This is a genomic window from Corallococcus interemptor, from assembly GCF_003668875.1.
Classification (GTDB): domain Bacteria; phylum Myxococcota; class Myxococcia; order Myxococcales; family Myxococcaceae; genus Corallococcus; species Corallococcus interemptor.
In genome coordinates this window covers 1-14,929 of the sequence record NZ_RAWM01000182.1, presented here as the reverse complement: position 1 = coordinate 14,929, position 14,929 = coordinate 1, and the positions used below count along the sequence as shown (strand labels likewise).

14 protein-coding genes are annotated in these 14,929 nt (G+C 70.1%); 11 read left to right on the top strand and 3 right to left on the bottom strand.

Features of this window, described 5'->3' with window-relative positions:
* The 3 genes from D7X96_RS36350 to D7X96_RS36340 form a co-directional block, all read left to right on the top strand.
* Nucleotides 1-1,275 (top strand): OprO/OprP family phosphate-selective porin (locus tag D7X96_RS36350; RefSeq protein WP_121771799.1); only part of this gene is annotated, 1,275 nt, incomplete at its 5' end.
* Nucleotides 1,276-1,437: 162 nt separating this feature from the next.
* The gene (locus D7X96_RS36345; protein ID WP_120550342.1) at nucleotides 1,438-2,445 is read left to right on the top strand and encodes a hypothetical protein; all 1,008 of its coding nucleotides are present in this window, start codon (nucleotides 1,438-1,440) and stop codon (nucleotides 2,443-2,445) included.
* A 120-nt stretch (nucleotides 2,446-2,565) separates the two neighbouring features.
* Nucleotides 2,566-3,906, top strand: coding sequence for a hypothetical protein (locus D7X96_RS36340; protein WP_147468488.1), 1,341 nt, complete (start codon nucleotides 2,566-2,568; stop codon nucleotides 3,904-3,906).
* Between the two features lie 3 nt (nucleotides 3,907-3,909).
* On the opposite strand, the gene D7X96_RS36335 is transcribed toward D7X96_RS36340, so the two are convergent.
* Together D7X96_RS36335 and D7X96_RS36330 are read right to left on the bottom strand one after the other, a co-directional pair.
* Nucleotides 3,910-5,199, bottom strand: a complete 1,290-nt coding sequence (locus D7X96_RS36335) for an AAA family ATPase (RefSeq protein ID WP_121771797.1) — start codon at nucleotides 5,197-5,199, stop codon at nucleotides 3,910-3,912.
* 33 nt (nucleotides 5,200-5,232) lie between these two features.
* Nucleotides 5,233-5,928: a glutamine amidotransferase-related protein gene (locus tag D7X96_RS36330; RefSeq protein WP_120550345.1), complete on the bottom strand. Its 696-nt coding sequence runs from the start codon at nucleotides 5,926-5,928 to the stop codon at nucleotides 5,233-5,235.
* A 240-nt stretch (nucleotides 5,929-6,168) separates the two neighbouring features.
* On the opposite strand from D7X96_RS36330, the gene D7X96_RS36325 reads away from it, so the two are divergent.
* From D7X96_RS36325 to D7X96_RS36295, 7 genes are all read left to right on the top strand, one after another.
* Entirely contained in the window at nucleotides 6,169-7,254 is a 1,086-nt protein-coding gene (locus D7X96_RS36325; RefSeq protein ID WP_121771796.1) for a M35 family metalloendopeptidase, read from the top strand.
* Between the two features lie 90 nt (nucleotides 7,255-7,344).
* A complete protein-coding gene (locus D7X96_RS36320) occupies nucleotides 7,345-7,941 on the top strand; it encodes a protease (protein WP_120550347.1) in 597 nt (198 codons plus the stop codon).
* Between the two features lie 115 nt (nucleotides 7,942-8,056).
* Nucleotides 8,057-9,163: an isopenicillin N synthase family dioxygenase gene (locus tag D7X96_RS36315; protein WP_120550348.1), complete on the top strand. Its 1,107-nt coding sequence runs from the start codon at nucleotides 8,057-8,059 to the stop codon at nucleotides 9,161-9,163.
* 72 nt (nucleotides 9,164-9,235) lie between these two features.
* Complete coding sequence (locus D7X96_RS36310; RefSeq protein ID WP_121725246.1) at nucleotides 9,236-10,510, top strand: MFS transporter; 1,275 nt, start codon at nucleotides 9,236-9,238, stop codon at nucleotides 10,508-10,510.
* A gap of 170 nt (nucleotides 10,511-10,680) precedes the next feature.
* A complete protein-coding gene (locus D7X96_RS36305) occupies nucleotides 10,681-10,869 on the top strand; it encodes a hypothetical protein (RefSeq protein WP_120550350.1) in 189 nt (62 codons plus the stop codon).
* A gap of 43 nt (nucleotides 10,870-10,912) precedes the next feature.
* Nucleotides 10,913-11,479, top strand: coding sequence for a class I SAM-dependent methyltransferase (locus tag D7X96_RS36300; protein WP_121771795.1), 567 nt, complete (start codon nucleotides 10,913-10,915; stop codon nucleotides 11,477-11,479).
* Nucleotides 11,480-11,522: 43 nt separating this feature from the next.
* Nucleotides 11,523-13,154: a fumarate hydratase gene (locus tag D7X96_RS36295; protein WP_121771794.1), complete on the top strand. Its 1,632-nt coding sequence runs from the start codon at nucleotides 11,523-11,525 to the stop codon at nucleotides 13,152-13,154.
* A gap of 29 nt (nucleotides 13,155-13,183) precedes the next feature.
* On the opposite strand, the gene D7X96_RS36290 is transcribed toward D7X96_RS36295, so the two are convergent.
* On the bottom strand, nucleotides 13,184-14,233 hold the full coding sequence (locus D7X96_RS36290) for a type IV pilus twitching motility protein PilT (RefSeq protein WP_279637422.1): 1,050 nt from the start codon (nucleotides 14,231-14,233) through the stop codon (nucleotides 13,184-13,186).
* A gap of 260 nt (nucleotides 14,234-14,493) precedes the next feature.
* On the opposite strand from D7X96_RS36290, the gene D7X96_RS36285 reads away from it, so the two are divergent.
* The gene (locus D7X96_RS36285; RefSeq protein ID WP_120550354.1) at nucleotides 14,494-14,787 is read left to right on the top strand and encodes a FruA-associating protein, FapA; all 294 of its coding nucleotides are present in this window, start codon (nucleotides 14,494-14,496) and stop codon (nucleotides 14,785-14,787) included.
* The last annotated feature ends 142 nt before the right edge of the window (nucleotides 14,788-14,929 follow it).

The window sequence follows — 14,929 nt, the reverse complement described above, 5'->3', positions numbered from 1 at the left end:
GCCCTCCTCGCCGCCACGGGCCTGCTGTTCGCCCCACTCGCCGTCCACGCCCAGGCGCCCCAGCCGGCTCCGGAAGCGCCCAGGGGCTCGGAGCCCCCCGTCGTCCAGGTTTCGGAAGAGGGCTTCTCGCTGTCGTCCGCGGACAAGGCCTTCGTGCTCAAGCTGCGCGGGCTGCTCCAGGGCGACGGGCGCTTCTTCCTGGACGACCCGGAGCGCACCGGCACCAACACGTTCCTCGTGCGGCGCATGCGCCCCATCCTGGAGGGGACGCTCTTTGGCTTCATCGACTTCCGCTTCATGCCGGACTTCGGCGTGGGGCAGTCCGTCATCCAGGACGCGTACATCGACTTCCGTCCGGGGGAATGGGTGCGCCTGCGCGCGGGCCGGTTCAAGACGCCCTTCGGCCTGGAGCTGCTCCAGTCCGACATGGACAACCCCTTCATCGAGCGCTCGCTCACGGTGGACCTGGTCCCCAACCGCGACGAGGGCCTGGATCTGCACGGCGAGGGTGACGGCGGCCGGTGGCAGTACTCGCTGGCGGTGGTGAACGGAGACCCCGACGGCGCCAGCACCGACGCCAACACCGACGACAGCTTCGACCTGGCCGCCCGCGTCTTCGCCCTGCCCTTCAAGGGCCGCGAGCCGTCCTTCCTCCAGGGGCTGGGGCTGGGCATCGCGATGACGCGCGGCCTCCAGTTCGGCTCGGCCACCAACACCGGGCTCGCGCCCTGGCGCAGCCCCGGCCAGCTGATCATCTTCAGCTACCTGAGCAACGCGGACACCGGAGAAGTTGTCACCGCGCACGGCCAGCACCTGCGGCTCTCGCCCCAGGGCCACTTCTACCTGGGGCCCTTCGGCATCCTCGCGGAGTACGTGCGGTCGTCACAGGAGGTGCGCAACGGTGACTCGCGCGCGAAGCTGCGCCACCACGCCTGGCAGACGGCGGTGTCGTGGGTGTTTGGCGGGAAGGCCTCGTTCGAGGGCGCCCGGCCGGCGAAGCCCTTCGACCCGAAGACGCTCCAGGGCGGCGCGCTGGAGGTCGCGGCGCGCGTCCACGCGCTGGTCATGGACGATGACGCCTTCCCCCGCTTCGCCAACCCGGCGAGATCGGTGCGCGCGGCGAGGGGCTTTGGCGTCGCCACCACCTTCGCCCTCAACCGGCGCGTGCGCTTCGCCCTGAACTTCCACCGCACGAACTACGAGGGCGGCGCCCCGGACGGCGGAGACCGGGCCCCGGAGAACGCCCTGCTGTCCCGCTTCCAGCTCACGTTCTGAGGTCCCGGCCGCAGGCCGCGAAACCTCCGCTGACGCCAGGTGTCATCCGGCTTCGTCCTGGTGCGTCTTGAAGCGCCCGCGTCAGGTGCACGACGCTCCCGCTGCCGCGACGGATGGCCCTTGCCCGGGGGCCCTCCCCGCGGTCCCCCGCCGAGAGGACGCATGCCCGCGAACGTGTTCCCGCAGCGCCCGACGTCTGTCCGCGCCGCTTCCCTGTCGAAGACGCTCACGCGCGCCGCGCTGCTCGCCGTCCTGAGCCTGGGCACGCCCGTGGCCGCGCAGCAGCCCCAGCCGCCCATCACGGAGGACGTGCCGCCTCCGGTGCAGCCACCCCTGCCCGACAGCCGCGTCTACTTCACCACGCTCAACGTGGTCCGCTACAACCCGCTGGGGCTCGAGTCGCAGAACCGGCTCGTCTACCAGAAGCGCCTCTTCGACAGCCCCTCGCTGCTCCTGCGCGACACGTACGCCAGCGCCGGCGCGAGCCTCAAGCTGAGCCCCGCGTTCTTCAAGCTGGGGCCCACGGTGGAGCTGCAGCCCGTGGCGATGTTCAATCTCCGCGCCGGCTACGAGTACGTCCAGTTCTTCGGCACCTTCGGCAGCGTGCAGTCGTATCCGGACTCCTTCCAGTCGTATGACGACGACCTGCGCAGCAAGACCAACGACGCCGCCTACGGCACCTCCGGGCACCACTTCTTCGTGGAGCCCATGCTCCAGGCGAAGGTGAAGTCCGTGGCGCTGCGCACGAAGCTGGCCATCGAGTACTGGAACGTGTCGCTGCGCGACGGCGGGCCGCGCGGGACGTTCTACGACCCGACGCTGGACACGCTGGTGCCGGGCAAGGGCTGGGTGCTCGCCAACGACACGGACCTGCTGTGGCTGGCCGGACAGTGGACGCTGGGCGCCCGGTTCTCCGCGGTGTGGCCGCGCTACGACGAGGACACCGCCGCGGTGGAGCCGCTGCCCGGACGCACGCTGCCGAACAACGCGCACATGCGCGTGGGCCCGCTCGTGGCGTATTCGTTCGACACGAAGCCGGGCGGCCTCATGAGCAAGCCCACCGTGCTGCTCATCGCGGGCTGGTACCTCAAGCATGAGAACCGGGTGAACGCCATGCCGTACCTGCTGGGCGGCTTCTCCTTCACCACGGAGCTGCTCTCCGGCCGCTAGCAGCGCGGCGCTCGAGGACTGTCCAATCGTCAAACCCAGACTGCCCCCCAAGGCAGTGTTCCTCGCGCCGGGTCGTTCCTAACTCGCACCGTCTGTCTTTGGGGACAGCCGGGGGTGCACATGGGAATGACTCACAGGGCGTGGGGCTGGCGGCTGCTGGGGAGCGTCATGGTGGTGATGGCGCTGGCAGGGTGCGGCCCCTCGGACGTGCCGGATGACGCCCCGCGGACACAGGAGGCGGCGCTCTCAGGAGGGAGCTTCGTCTGGGTGAAGCACCTGGGCTCGCCCCGGCCCGACCAGGCGCACGCGGTGGCCTTCGACCGGGACGGCAACATCCTCGCGCTGTTCCTCTATCAAGGCAGCGTGGACCTGGGCGCGGGCCCCGTCGGCTCCGGCAACCCGGACAGCAACGGCTTCGCGGTGGCGAAGTACACGACGGCCGGCGCGCTCCTGTGGACGCGCGCCTACGAGGGCGTGCTTCCCCCCGGCGGACAGAACTTCACCAACGCGGTGGCGCTCACGGTGGACCGCGAGCGCAATGTCCTCGTCGCAGGGACCTCGAATGAGTCCATCGACCTGGGCGGAGGACTGCAGCCTCCGGGCGCCTTCCTGCTGAAGCTGCGCAAGACGGGGCAGTTCCTGTGGGCCCGGCACTTCACGGGCAACATCTCACCCCAGGACCTGGTCACCGACTCGCAGGACGGCATCGCCATGACGGGCAATGCCTTCCGCACGGTGGACTTCGGCCTGGGCCCCAATGACTCGTTGGTGACGGACGTGGTGACGGCCTTCCTCACCAGGTTCAACGCCGCCGGCGCCGCGCAGTGGACCGTGCGCGAGCAGTTGGACCTGAGCAGTGGCGGCAGCGTCGCGGTGGATGAAACGGATGCCTTCTACTTCAGCGGCATCCGGTATCCCGACCCCGAGCTCTGGAAGGTCAGTCCCTCCGGCGCGGTGGTGTGGACGCGGCCGCTGGTGGGCGCGTCCGGCGGCGCCCTCGCCGTCGCCGTGCATGGCAACCGCGTGGTGGTGGGAGGCCAGTTCAGCAGCGCCTTCACCTTCCGGGGCCAGACGGTGACGCCTCCGGTCCCTGGCGCGGGCTTCCTCGTCGCGTGGACGCGGGCCGGCGAGGAGCGCTGGGCTCGCAGCTACCCGCAGCCCGTGAGCGCGGTCGCCATGGGCGAGGACGACAGCGTGGTGGTGGGCGGCGCCTCCACGATGCCGGACTCGACCTCCGGCTACACGCTCTTCACCGCGAGGCTGGAGCGCCTTGAAGGCCAGCAGCACTGGCGCCGCACGTATCCGTCGACCGGGCGCCCGTACTTCACGGACGTGGCGGTGAACAAGCAGGGCGAGTTCGTGGGCATCGGCTACTTCTCCGGCACCCTCCACCTGGGAAGGAACCTGGTCTCGCGCGGCTTCGACGACGACTTCCTCTTCAAGGGCGTGACGGGCCCCTGAGCCTCACCCGAAGCCCTGGGCGCGCAGCACGGCGCCCAGCGGCACGGCGCCCGCGCGGTACGCGTCGAACCACCGCGCGGCCTCCTCCGGCGTGGGCTGCGTCCACCGCCAGGGGCCCTGTCCACCGCCGCCGGGCTCGCAGCGGATCAACGACGCGCGCAGCGCTTCCGCGCTGGCGAACGCCAGGTGTTCGAACAGCAGCGGGTTCTGGCTGGTGACGAAGGACTGCCGCTCCCCCAGGTCCTGCACGCACGCGCGCACCAGGTCCGGATGCAGGCCGTCCGCCAGCTCGTCCGCGATGACGAAGGCCTCGTGCACGTCCAGGTAGTAGAGGAAGGACAGGAGCCGCTTCTGGCCGTGGCCCAGCTGCTCCTGTGTCACCGGCGTGCCGTCCACGCGCGTGAAGGCGAAGCGGAAGCCGCTGAAGCCCAGCCGGCCGCCCTGGGACAGCGGCGTCGTCTCCGTCACGTCCACTGACAGCGTGCCGGACGCGAACCCCGCCAGCGTCACGAAGCGCGCGAGGAAGCCGCGAGGCATCGCGTCGTGGCGAAGGAGCAGCGACGGCGGCACGGGCTCGCGCTCCACCTGTTCGCGCAGCCAGCCCGGCATCCACGTGGGCAGCGCCATGAGCCCCAGCGGGAACAGCTCCTCACCGCGCTGCTCCATCGCGTAGCGGATGGCGCCGATGTGCTCGAACATGCCCAGCGCCTCGTCGAAGCGCGGTGGCGCCAGGAGGAATGTCTCCCGCAGCAGGTCCTTCAGCCGGTCCTTCACGCCGCGCTCCAGGTACTGCGCGGCCATGAAGAGCAGCGTCCACACGGACCGGTCCAGCACCGACCAGCGCATGCGCTTGGAGAAGCCCTCCGCGCCCGCCACCTCGCACGCGAAGCCCGTGGCGCTGGCGCGCATCACGAGCCGCGCGTCCTCCGCCGCGTCCCACCGCACCGTCGCCACGATGGAGGGCATCAGCCCGTGCGCCAGCGCTCCGGGCGGCAGCGCCAGCGCGTCCCCCGGCCCGCCCTCACCGGCGGTGGCGGGCAGCGCCGCGGGCGGCTCGTTGCGCACCGCCACGTCCACCGTCAGCGCGTCGAAGCGCAGCGCGTACTCCAGCGCGAACGGCTCCCGCAGGAGCCCGGAGAAGTCCGAGCACAACACCGCGGACACCAGCTCCAGCAGCGTCGTGCGCCCGCTGCCCGTCGCGCCCACCACCACGTTGAGCCCGGGACCGAACGTCAGCACCGTGTCCGGCGCGAGCCCTCGGTAGTGGTGGACCTGCAGGCGGCTCAGCTTCATGGCGTCCTGCTCTCCCCGTGCCTTGGACGGCCCTCAGCGTAGGCCCTTGGCCAGCTGATGCGCGAGCCGCTGCAGAAGCTCCGTGTTCTCCGCCTCCGCCGCCTTCAGCTTGGGCAGCTGCGCCTTCAGCGCCGCCAGGTCCTTGCCCCGGGTCACCAGGTCCTCCGCGCCCAGCTCCAGCCAGCGCCCCAGCTCCTGCGCGGTCAGCTCCAGGTGGAACTGGAAGCCGTAGGACTTCCCCAGCCGGAAGGCCTGCTGCGTGTAGCGGTCCGTGGACGCGAGCAGCGTCGCGCCGGGCACCGGCGTGTAGGTGTCCCCGTGCCAGTGGGCCACCGCCGTGCGCGCCTTCACGCCCGCCACCACCGGGTCCTTCAGCGCGTCCGGCGTCCAGCGCACCGGCCCCACGCCCACCTCGAAGCCGTTCTTCCCCGGCGACACCGTCGCACCCGCCGCCGCCGCCAACAGCTGCGCACCCAGGCACACGCCCACGCACGCGCGGTCGTTCGCCAGCCGCTCTCCCAGCAAGGCCAGCTCGTCATTCAGGAACGGATGGGCGTCCGCCTCGTACACGCCCATGGGCCCGCCCATCACCACCACCAGCGGCGCGTCCACGTCCTCGCGCTTCACCGTCCGGAAGCGCCGCACCAGCGTGAAGCCCGCTGACTCCAGCGCGGGGCCCAGCAGACCCGGCCCCTCGTGCTCCTCGTGCTCGATGACCACCGCGCGCATCGTCCGCCACCCCTTCCCGGTGTCCTCGTTGGTGTCACACGCAATGCGTGCCGCGTGAAGACTAACGCTCCCGGCCACATCTGGCCGCGACGCGGCGTGAACAGGAATAAACGGCAGGCGTTTATTTCACAGTATTTCGTGCCATCATCAGCGGGCCCGGTTTCCCCTATAAGCATGCGCACCCGGGCATTCCCCCTTGGGCGTTTTTTCCGTCGCGTCGTTTCCGAAAGGAAGTTCCTCGTGAGCAAGAGCCTTCGCGGTTTCAAGTGGCTGATGGGCACGGTGGTCGGCGTTTCCCTGCTGAGCGGTTGCGGTGCTCCTCCGGCGGAGGGTGAGTCCACCCCGGCCGAGGCCACGGAGCAGGCCCAGGGCGCCCTGACGGCGCAGGTGTCCGTGGGCAAGGCCTCCATGGCCGCCAGCGAGCGCGTGACGGTGGAGGTGACGCTGACGAACACCTCCGCCGCGCCGGTGAGCCTCTACAAGTGGGACGCGCCGGGCGAGGGCCTCAACGAGGGCCGCCTGTCCGTGTCGCGCGACGGCCAGCCGGTGGAGTACACGGGCGCGCACTTCAAGCGCGTGCAGGGCCGCGCCGAGGACCTGATCACCCTGGCCCCCGGCCAGAGCATCTCCGGCCCGGTGGTCGTGTCGGACGCGTATGACCTGTCCGTCTCCGGCACGTACACCATCCGCTACGAGCTGGAGGCGCGCGCGGGCGTGACGGCGCTGGCGTCCAACTCGGTGAGCCTGTTCATCGAGGGCCGCCGCACCAGCCACGAGGGCGCGCAGGCGATGGGCACGGTGACGGCGCAGGGCCTGTCCTACTCCGGCGCCTGCACCAGCTCCGAGCAGACCACCATCACCAACGCGTACAACAGCGCGAAGACGTACTCCAACAACGCGTACACGTACCTGAGCGGCACGCCGTCCGCGACCAGCCGCTACACCACCTGGTTCGGCACGTACTCCAGCAGCGGCTGGAGCACCGTCAAGACGCACTTCAACAACATCAAGAACGCGTTCGCGTCCGCCGCCGTCGTGGTGGACTGCAGCTGCAACGACAGCGGGACGTACGCGTACGTGTACCCGTCCTCGCCGTACAAGATCTACGTGTGCGGCGCCTTCTGGAGCGCCCCCAACACGGGCACGGATTCGCGCGCGGGCACGCTGGTCCACGAGATGAGCCACTTCACCGTCGTGGCCGGCACGGACGACTGGGCCTACGGTCAGACGGCCGCGAAGAACCTGGCCAGGTCCAACGCCACGCGCGCGCGTGACAACGCGGACAGCCACGAATACTTCGCGGAGAACAACCCCTCGCTGCCGTAAGGTGACGCCGGGCCGTTGACTTCGGGGCGCGGGCCACTGGGCTCGCGCCCCTTTTCTTTTCGCCGCACCCGACACAAGGAGCGTCACGAAATGGGACGAATGAACCTCACATGGCTCGCGGTGCTGACCGCCGCCGGTGTCACCGCCTGCACGCCGAAGCCCGCGGAAGCGCCCAAGGAGCAGCAGGCCCCCGTCGCCGCGACGCCGCCCGCCGCCGAGCCCGCGAAGGAGCCCGCCGCCGTGACGACCCCGAAGCTGGAGTGCGCCCTCAGCGTCCACCCGAAGGCGAAGCTCAATGAGCCGGTGGAGGTCCTCTTCAAGCTGACCAACCGCTCGGAGACTCCCGTCTGGGTGCTCAAGTGGCAGACGCCGCTGGAGGGCATCCTGGGCACCGTGTTCCAAATCACTCGCGACGGCGAGGAGCTGCCGTACCAGGGCCCCATGGTGAAGCGCGCCGCCCCGAACGCGGACGCCTACGCGGCCATCGCCCCGGGCGCCACGGTGGAGAACACCGTGGAGGTGTCCCAGGCCTGGGACTTCAAGAAGCCGGGCACGTACCGCATCACCTTCCGCGACGACCTGATGGACGTGGCCACGCGCAAGGAGGACGTCCCCCGGGCGGGCGGCGAGTACAAGTCCACGCCCGTGACGTGCGCCCCCGTGGACGTGACGGTGGCCGCGCGCTGAGGGCAGCCGTGAGGGGTTGAGGCGGCGCTCCCGGATTTCCCCGGAAGCGGCAGGGACCGGGCAGGCACGGTCCCCCTCCTCAGGCGGGCCCGGGCGCGATACACCTGGGCCCACCATGGCGGACACCCCCACGATGAACATCCCGACGGTCGACCTCTTGGACCTGGCGTCGGGTGAACCGGCGCGCCTGGAGCGCGCGGCGGCGGCCCTTCGCGAGGCCTTCGGCGTCTTCGGCCTCGTGTTCGTGAAGAACCACGGCGTGGACGCGCCGGCGCTGGAGCGCTTCTACGACGCGTTCTCCGCCTTCGTGGCCCGCCCGGACGCCCGGAAGCGCCCCTTCGGCCGCGCGGACCTCTGGTACCAGCGCGGCTGGACGCCTCCCAACACGGAGGTCGCCGTCGCCAGCAACGGGCAGCCGGACTTCAAGGAGTGCTACTTCGCGGCGCCCACCCCCACGGACCCGCAGTCCGCCATGGAGTTCCCGGAGCTGTACCCGGAGAACATCTGGCCGGACGACGCGCCGCCCTTCTTCCAGGAGGGCCTGCTCACCATGGGCACCGCGCTTCACGAGGCCGGCCTCAAGCTGCTGCGCGGCGCCGCCCTGGCGCTGAGCCTGCCGGAGGACACCTTCACCGCCGCCTGCGAGAGGGCCCCCCACGTCACGCGCGCGCTCCAGTATCTGCCCCTGGGCCCCACCCAGGTGAACACCGGCATCCTCTGGGGCGAGGAGCACACCGACTTCAACCTGCTGACGCTGCTGCCCGGCGGCCGCTTCCTGGACCCCGAAGGACGCCCCGCGCCGAAGCCGGATGACCAGAGCGGCCTGTACCTGCGCACGCGCGCCGCGCCGGACGCGCCCAACGGCCACATGGTGCGCGGCACCGCGCCCGCGGGCTGCATCGTGGCGCAGGTGGGCCAGCAGCTCGAAATCCTGACGGGCGGGACGTTCCTCGCCACGCCGCACGTCATCACCGCGCCGGGCGTGCCGGGGTGGCAGCGCCAGTCCGCCGCGCACTTCATGCACGTGCACACCAGCCAGGTGCTCTTCCCCCTGCCCGGCTTCCGCACACCGGAGGCGGTGGCCAACTACGCGCCGCCGGTGCTCGCGGGCACGTACGACATCAAGACGCTGGTGGACATCGGCCTCGCGCCGCCCGCCGCGCTCGACAAGCTGGGCTACCGCCACTACGACCGGCTGAACCGGATGCGCGCGACCTCATAAGCCGCTCAAGGGGCCAGCGTCCCCTTGCCGCTGGCGCGCGGGGGAGGGGCTGCGTTACAGCGCAGCCACCCCATGGCCACCCTCGCCACGTCCATCTTCCGTTACCGCGACTTCCGGCTGTATCAAATCGCCCGCCTGTGCGCGGTGCTCGCGGCGCAGATTGAATCGGTGGCCATCGGGTGGCAGGTGTACGAGCTCACCGGGAGCGCGCTCGCGCTGGGCTACACAGGCCTGTCCCAGTTCGTCCCCTTCCTCCTCTTCAGCCTCCTGGGCGGTCAGGTCGCTGACCGCTACGACCGCCGCCGCATCCTGGCGCTGTGCCAGGGCGTGATGATGGTGTGCAGCCTGCTGCTGCTGTCCTTCACGCTGGGCCACTTCCAGGACGTGAGGTTCGTCTACGGCATCCTGGTGCTCTTCGGCACGGCGCGCGCCTTCTACGCGCCCGCGGGCTCCGCGCTCACGCCCTACCTGGTGCCCAAGGAGGAGCTGACGCGCGCGGTGGCGGTGAACTCCATCACCTGGCAGGTGGCCACCATCTCCGGCCCCGCCCTGGGCGGCCTGCTCTACGGGTGGCTGGGCGGCAAGGGCGTCTACACCACGTCCGCGTCGCTGTGCGCGCTCACCATCGTGTGGATCCTCTCGCTCAAGGTGCGCACCGGCAGCGCGTCCAGCGAGCCCATCTCCCTGAAGACGCTGGTCGCCGGCCTGCGCTTCGTGCGCCAGAAGCGGATGCTGCTGGGCAGCCTCACGCTGGACCTCTTCGCGGTGCTGCTGGGCGGCGCGGTGGCGCTCCTGCCCATCTACGCGCGCGACGTGCTGCACACCGGTCCGTGGGGCCTGGGCCTGTTGCGCAGCGCTCCGGCCGTGGGCGCCGCGGTGGTGGCGGTGCTGCTCGCGTTCCGGCCGCTGGGCGGGCACGCCGGGTGGAAGATGTTCATCGCGGTGGCCATCTTCGGCGCGGCCACGCTGGTGTTCGGCGTGAGCACGTCCCTGCCCCTGTCCCTGGCGGCGCTGGCCATTGGCGGAGCGGCGGACATGGTGAGCGTGGTGGTGCGCCACACGCTGGAGCTGGTCTCCACGCCGGACGACATGCGCGGCCGCGTGAGCGCGGTGAACCTGATGTGCATCGGCGCCTCCAACGAGCTGGGCGAGTTCCGCGCGGGCTCGCTCGCGGAGGCCCTGGGGGCCGTGCACGCGGTGGTGATTGGCGCCGTGGGCACGCTCGTCGTCGTGGGCCTCTGGGCCTGGCTCTTCCCGGAGCTGCGCAACGTGGACCGGCTGGAGTCCGCCGCCCACAAGCCGCCCCTCCCCGAACCGGACGCCACCGAGTCCGCGCCCTCCGTCTGAGTCTCCCGGGGCCCGGGGTGAAAACCGTCGGAAGCGAAGGGTTCAACCCCGCGTGAGGGGGCTGTTGCCTGGGGGGCCACCTGTGGACCGGCCTTGTAGCCAGGAAGGACACAACCGGGGCACTTTGGCCCCCACCTTCCGAGGAGGGTCGCGGATGGTACGGTCCATGCTTGGACTCGCGCTCCATGGCGTACTACTTCCATGTGCTGGCACTCTGCGTAGGGGCCGCGATGTGCCTTGTGTTGGGCCGCGCCCTCTTCGATTTCGACGAGCCCGCCCCCACCCCCGTCGCCGCCCAGCCGGACGTCAGCGCTTCGCGCGTGGTCCGCGTGGACGCCGGTCAGCATCCCCGCAGGTAGGGTCCCACGCGAAGGCGCCCCGCGCGATGATGCGCGCTGAACCGTGAGCGCGACCGGCCCCCTCCTCCTGATGCTGCTCTGGACGGTGCTCCTGCTGGGGGTGCTGTCCATCGTCGTCTCCACGCTGCGCACCGGCGCGCCGCCCATGCCCAGCTCGCCCCGGGTGCGGCGGGCACTGCTGGCCATGCTGCCTGGGGACACGCGGGGCACGGTGCTGGACCTGGGCTCGGGCTGGGGGGACGTGGCCTTCAACCTGGCGGACCACTGCCCCGAGGCGCGCATCGTCGCGTACGAGCTGTCCTGGCTGCCCTGGCTCTTCAGCCGGCTGCGCCAGCGGCTCTTCCCTCGCGCGAACCTCACGCTCCTGCACGGGGACTTCTTCGCCGCGTCCTTCCAGGACGCGGCCTGCGTCGTCTGCTACCTGTCCCCGGGCATCATGAAGCGCCTGGAGCCCCGCTTCGCGGCCGAGCTTCCCGTGGGCGCTCGCATCCTGAGCCACACGTTCGGACTCCGGGGCTGGGCGCCCGTGCGCAGCGTGCGGCTCCAGGACCTCTACCGCACGCCCGTCTACCTCTACGAAGTGCCGCCCCGCGCGCCGCCCCGTGAGTAGAGTCCCCGCCCGTCCACCCCTTCTCGAAGAGACAAAGCCCGCGATGAGTGACTTCCAGTTCCAGGACATGCTGCCGCTTGGCAAGGACGAGACGCCCTACCGCCTCCTCACGAAGGAAGGCGTCTCCACGTTCGAGGCCGCTGGCCGCACCTTCCTCCAGGTGGAGCCGGAGGCCCTGACGCTGCTCACGCGCGAGGCCATGCGGGACATCTCGCACCTGCTCCGGCCCGGGCACCTGCAGCAGCTCAACAACATCCTCCAGGACCCGGAGGCGTCGTCCAACGACAAGTTCGTGGCGCTGGAGCTGCTCAAGAACGCGAACATCGCCGCGGGCGGCGTGCTGCCCTCCTGCCAGGACACCGGCACCGCCATCGTGATGGGCAAGAAGGGCCAGTACGTCCTCACCCGCGGCGGCGACGAGGCGGCCATCTCCAGGGGCGTGTTCGACACGTACCTCACGTCGAACCTGCGCTACTCGCAGATGGCGCCGCTGGACATGTACAAGGAGGTCAACACGGGCAACAACCTGCCCGCGCAGATCGAGCTCTACGCGACCGACGGCGACGCCTACAAGTTCCTCTTCATGGCCAAGGGCGGCGGCTCCGCGAACAAGAGCTACCTCTTCCAGGAGACGAAGGCCGTCCTCAACCCGCAGAGCCTGCTGGCGTTCCTGGAGCAGAAGATCCGCTCGCTGGGCACCGCCGCGTGCCCGCCGTACCACCTGGCCATCGTGGTGGGCGGCACGTCCGCGGAGTTCGCGCTGAAGACGGCGAAGTACGCCTCCGCGCGCTACCTGGACACGCTTCCCACCAGCGGCAACGCGCTGGGCCGGGGCTTCCGCGACGTGGAGCTGGAGCAGGAGGTGCTCAAGCTCACGCAGCGCACCGGCATTGGCGCGCAGTTCGGCGGCAAGTACTTCTGCCACGACGTGCGCGTCATCCGCCTGCCCCGCCACGGCGCGTCCTGCCCGGTGGCCATCGCCGTGTCGTGCTCGGCGGACCGCCAGGCGCTGGGGAAGATCACCCGTGACGGCGTCTTCCTGGAGGCGCTGGAGACGGACCCCGCGAAGTACCTGCCGGAGACGAAGGACGCGGACCTGTCCGGCGACGTGGTGAAGCTGGACCTGAACCGCCCCATGAGCGACCTGCGCGCGGAGCTGTCGCGCTACCCCATCAAGACGCGCCTGTCGCTGTCCGGCTCGCTGGTGGTGGCGCGCGACATCGCGCACGCCAAAATCAAGGAGCGCCTGGACCGGGGCGAGGGCATGCCCCAGTACCTCAAGGACCACATGGTCTACTACGCGGGCCCGGCGAAGACGCCCGAGGGCTACGCGTCCGGCTCCTTCGGCCCCACCACCGCGGGCCGCATGGACGCGTACGTGGATCAGTTCCAGGCGGAGGGCGGCAGCTTCGTGATGCTCGCCAAGGGCAACCGCTCCCCGGCCGTCACGGAGGCCTGCAAGAAGCACGGCGGCTTCTACCTGGGCTCCATCGGTGGCCCGGCGGCGCGCCTGGCGCAGGACTGCATCAAGAAGGTGGAGGTGCTGGAGTACGCCGAGCTGGGCATGGAGGCCGTGTGGAAGATCGACGTGGTCGACTTCCCGGCCTTCATCGTCGTGGACGACAAGGGCAACGACTTCTTCGCGAACATCAACAAGCCGTCCGCGAAGAAGTAGGCCGCTGATTCAACTTCCGGCGTGCGCTCTCAATCGAACTCGAGCGCGCGCTGGAAGTCCGCCGGGTTGGAGGCCGCGCTCTGCGCCGTCTCCAGGGTGATGTCTCCCGCGCGGTACAGCTGCGTCAGGTGCTGGTCGAAGGACTGCATGCCGAACATGTCGCGGCCCTTCTCGATGACGTCCTTGAGCTCCGCGGCGCGGTCGTCGCGGATGTACTGCTCCACCGTCTTCGTCTGCACCATGATCTCCAGCGCCACCGTGCGGCCCTTGCCGGTGGCCCTGGGCAACAGGCGCTGGGAGACGGTCGCCTTGAGCGAGTCCGCCAGGCGCATGCGCACCATGGTCTGCTCCTCCGCGGGGAACACGGACACCAGGCGGTTGATGGTGCGCGACGCGTCCGTGGTGTGCACCGTGGACAGCACCAGGTGGCCCGTCTCGGACGCCTTCAGCGCGATGTCGATGGTCTCCGTGTCGCGCATCTCGCCCACCAGGATGACGTCCGGGTCCTGACGCAGCGCCGCGCGCAGCGCGATGGCGAAGTTCGCCGTGTCCGGGCCAATCTCGCGCTGGGAGATGGAGGACTTCACGTTCTTGTAGATGAACTCGATGGGGTCCTCGATGGTGAGGATGTGCAGGCTCTCCGTGTGGTTGATGTGGTTGATCATCGACGCCAGCGTGGAGCTCTTGCCGGACCCCGTGGCCCCCGTCACCAGCACCAGCCCGCGCTCGTTGCCGGCGATGGTTTTGAGCACCTGCGGCAATCCCAGACCGTCGATGCTGGGGATCTCATCCGGGATGATGCGCAGGATGCAGGCCAGCGAGCCGCGCTGCCGGTAGATGTTCACCCGGAAACGCGCGACACCGGGGAGGCTGTAGGACGAGTCGCATTCCTGCACACTGTCGATCTGCGCCTTCATCAGCGGATCATTCATCACGTGCAGCGCCACCTGCTTCGTGTGATCCGCCTGGAGCTTTTCCATCTTCAACGGCCGCAGCACACCGTTCACGCGGTAGATGGGCGGGTCCCCAGGACGGAAGTGGATGTCCGAAGCCCCGTTCTGGACGCCGACGGTGAGCAGCTTGTTCAGGGTGTTCTGGTCCAGGTAATCCCTCTCACTTCACGAATGGAGCGGAGGATTCTAGAAGAACGCCACCCGGTCCCTCCATCGTTGCAATGTGGGAAGCATTCCCCAGCCTCACTGTATTGAGTTTTCCCGCAAATCAAGGAATGCGAGTACCCCGGGGGATGAAGGAACTGTCCTCGACTGCTCACCAGTGGCCGTCTTCCTGCCCAGGCGGCCCGGATGCCCTGCCCCAAATCCATGGCGAACATCCGGGCATGAACGGACAAACCGAGCAGGCCCCCCACTCCGAAGAGCTGTCCTCCGCTGACTACGCCGCGCTGGAGGTGTGGGATCCCACCCAGGTGGTGATTACCCCGCGCATGGCGGCCCGGCTGTGGTTGCAGACCAGCCTGCGGCTGACCCGCGCCCAGAAGGAGCTGCACGACGCCATCTTCGCCAACGACGCCAGCGAAGCGGCGAAGGACCGCTACGCGGAGGCCCGCGCGGAGCTGGACTCCGCGGAGGCGTGGGCCCTGCACGTGGCCCGCAACATCCCGCGCTACCGGTAGACAGACGCACCCACCTCCTCCCCCCGGACGTGGCACACGGGTGGCGGCGGGCCGGCGGCGGGACGGACCTTCACGGCCCCGGACCCTCCGCCCCCGTCGTCACCCGTCGTCGTTGGAGGGGGGCGGCACGCAGGACAACAGG

Coding starts and splice junctions, on each gene's coding strand:
- D7X96_RS36345 (WP_120550342.1), top strand. CDS start 1,438: ATGCCCGCGAACGTGTTCCCGCAGCGCCCGACGTCTGTCCGCGCCGCT.
- D7X96_RS36340 (WP_147468488.1), top strand. CDS start 2,566: ATGGGAATGACTCACAGGGCGTGGGGCTGGCGGCTGCTGGGGAGCGTC.
- D7X96_RS36335 (WP_121771797.1), bottom strand. CDS start 5,199: ATGAAGCTGAGCCGCCTGCAGGTCCACCACTACCGAGGGCTCGCGCCG.
- D7X96_RS36330 (WP_120550345.1), bottom strand. CDS start 5,928: ATGCGCGCGGTGGTCATCGAGCACGAGGAGCACGAGGGGCCGGGTCTG.
- D7X96_RS36320 (WP_120550347.1), top strand. CDS start 7,345: ATGGGACGAATGAACCTCACATGGCTCGCGGTGCTGACCGCCGCCGGT.
- D7X96_RS36315 (WP_120550348.1), top strand. CDS start 8,057: ATGGCGGACACCCCCACGATGAACATCCCGACGGTCGACCTCTTGGAC.
- D7X96_RS36310 (WP_121725246.1), top strand. CDS start 9,236: ATGGCCACCCTCGCCACGTCCATCTTCCGTTACCGCGACTTCCGGCTG.
- D7X96_RS36295 (WP_121771794.1), top strand. CDS start 11,523: ATGAGTGACTTCCAGTTCCAGGACATGCTGCCGCTTGGCAAGGACGAG.
- D7X96_RS36285 (WP_120550354.1), top strand. CDS start 14,494: ATGAACGGACAAACCGAGCAGGCCCCCCACTCCGAAGAGCTGTCCTCC.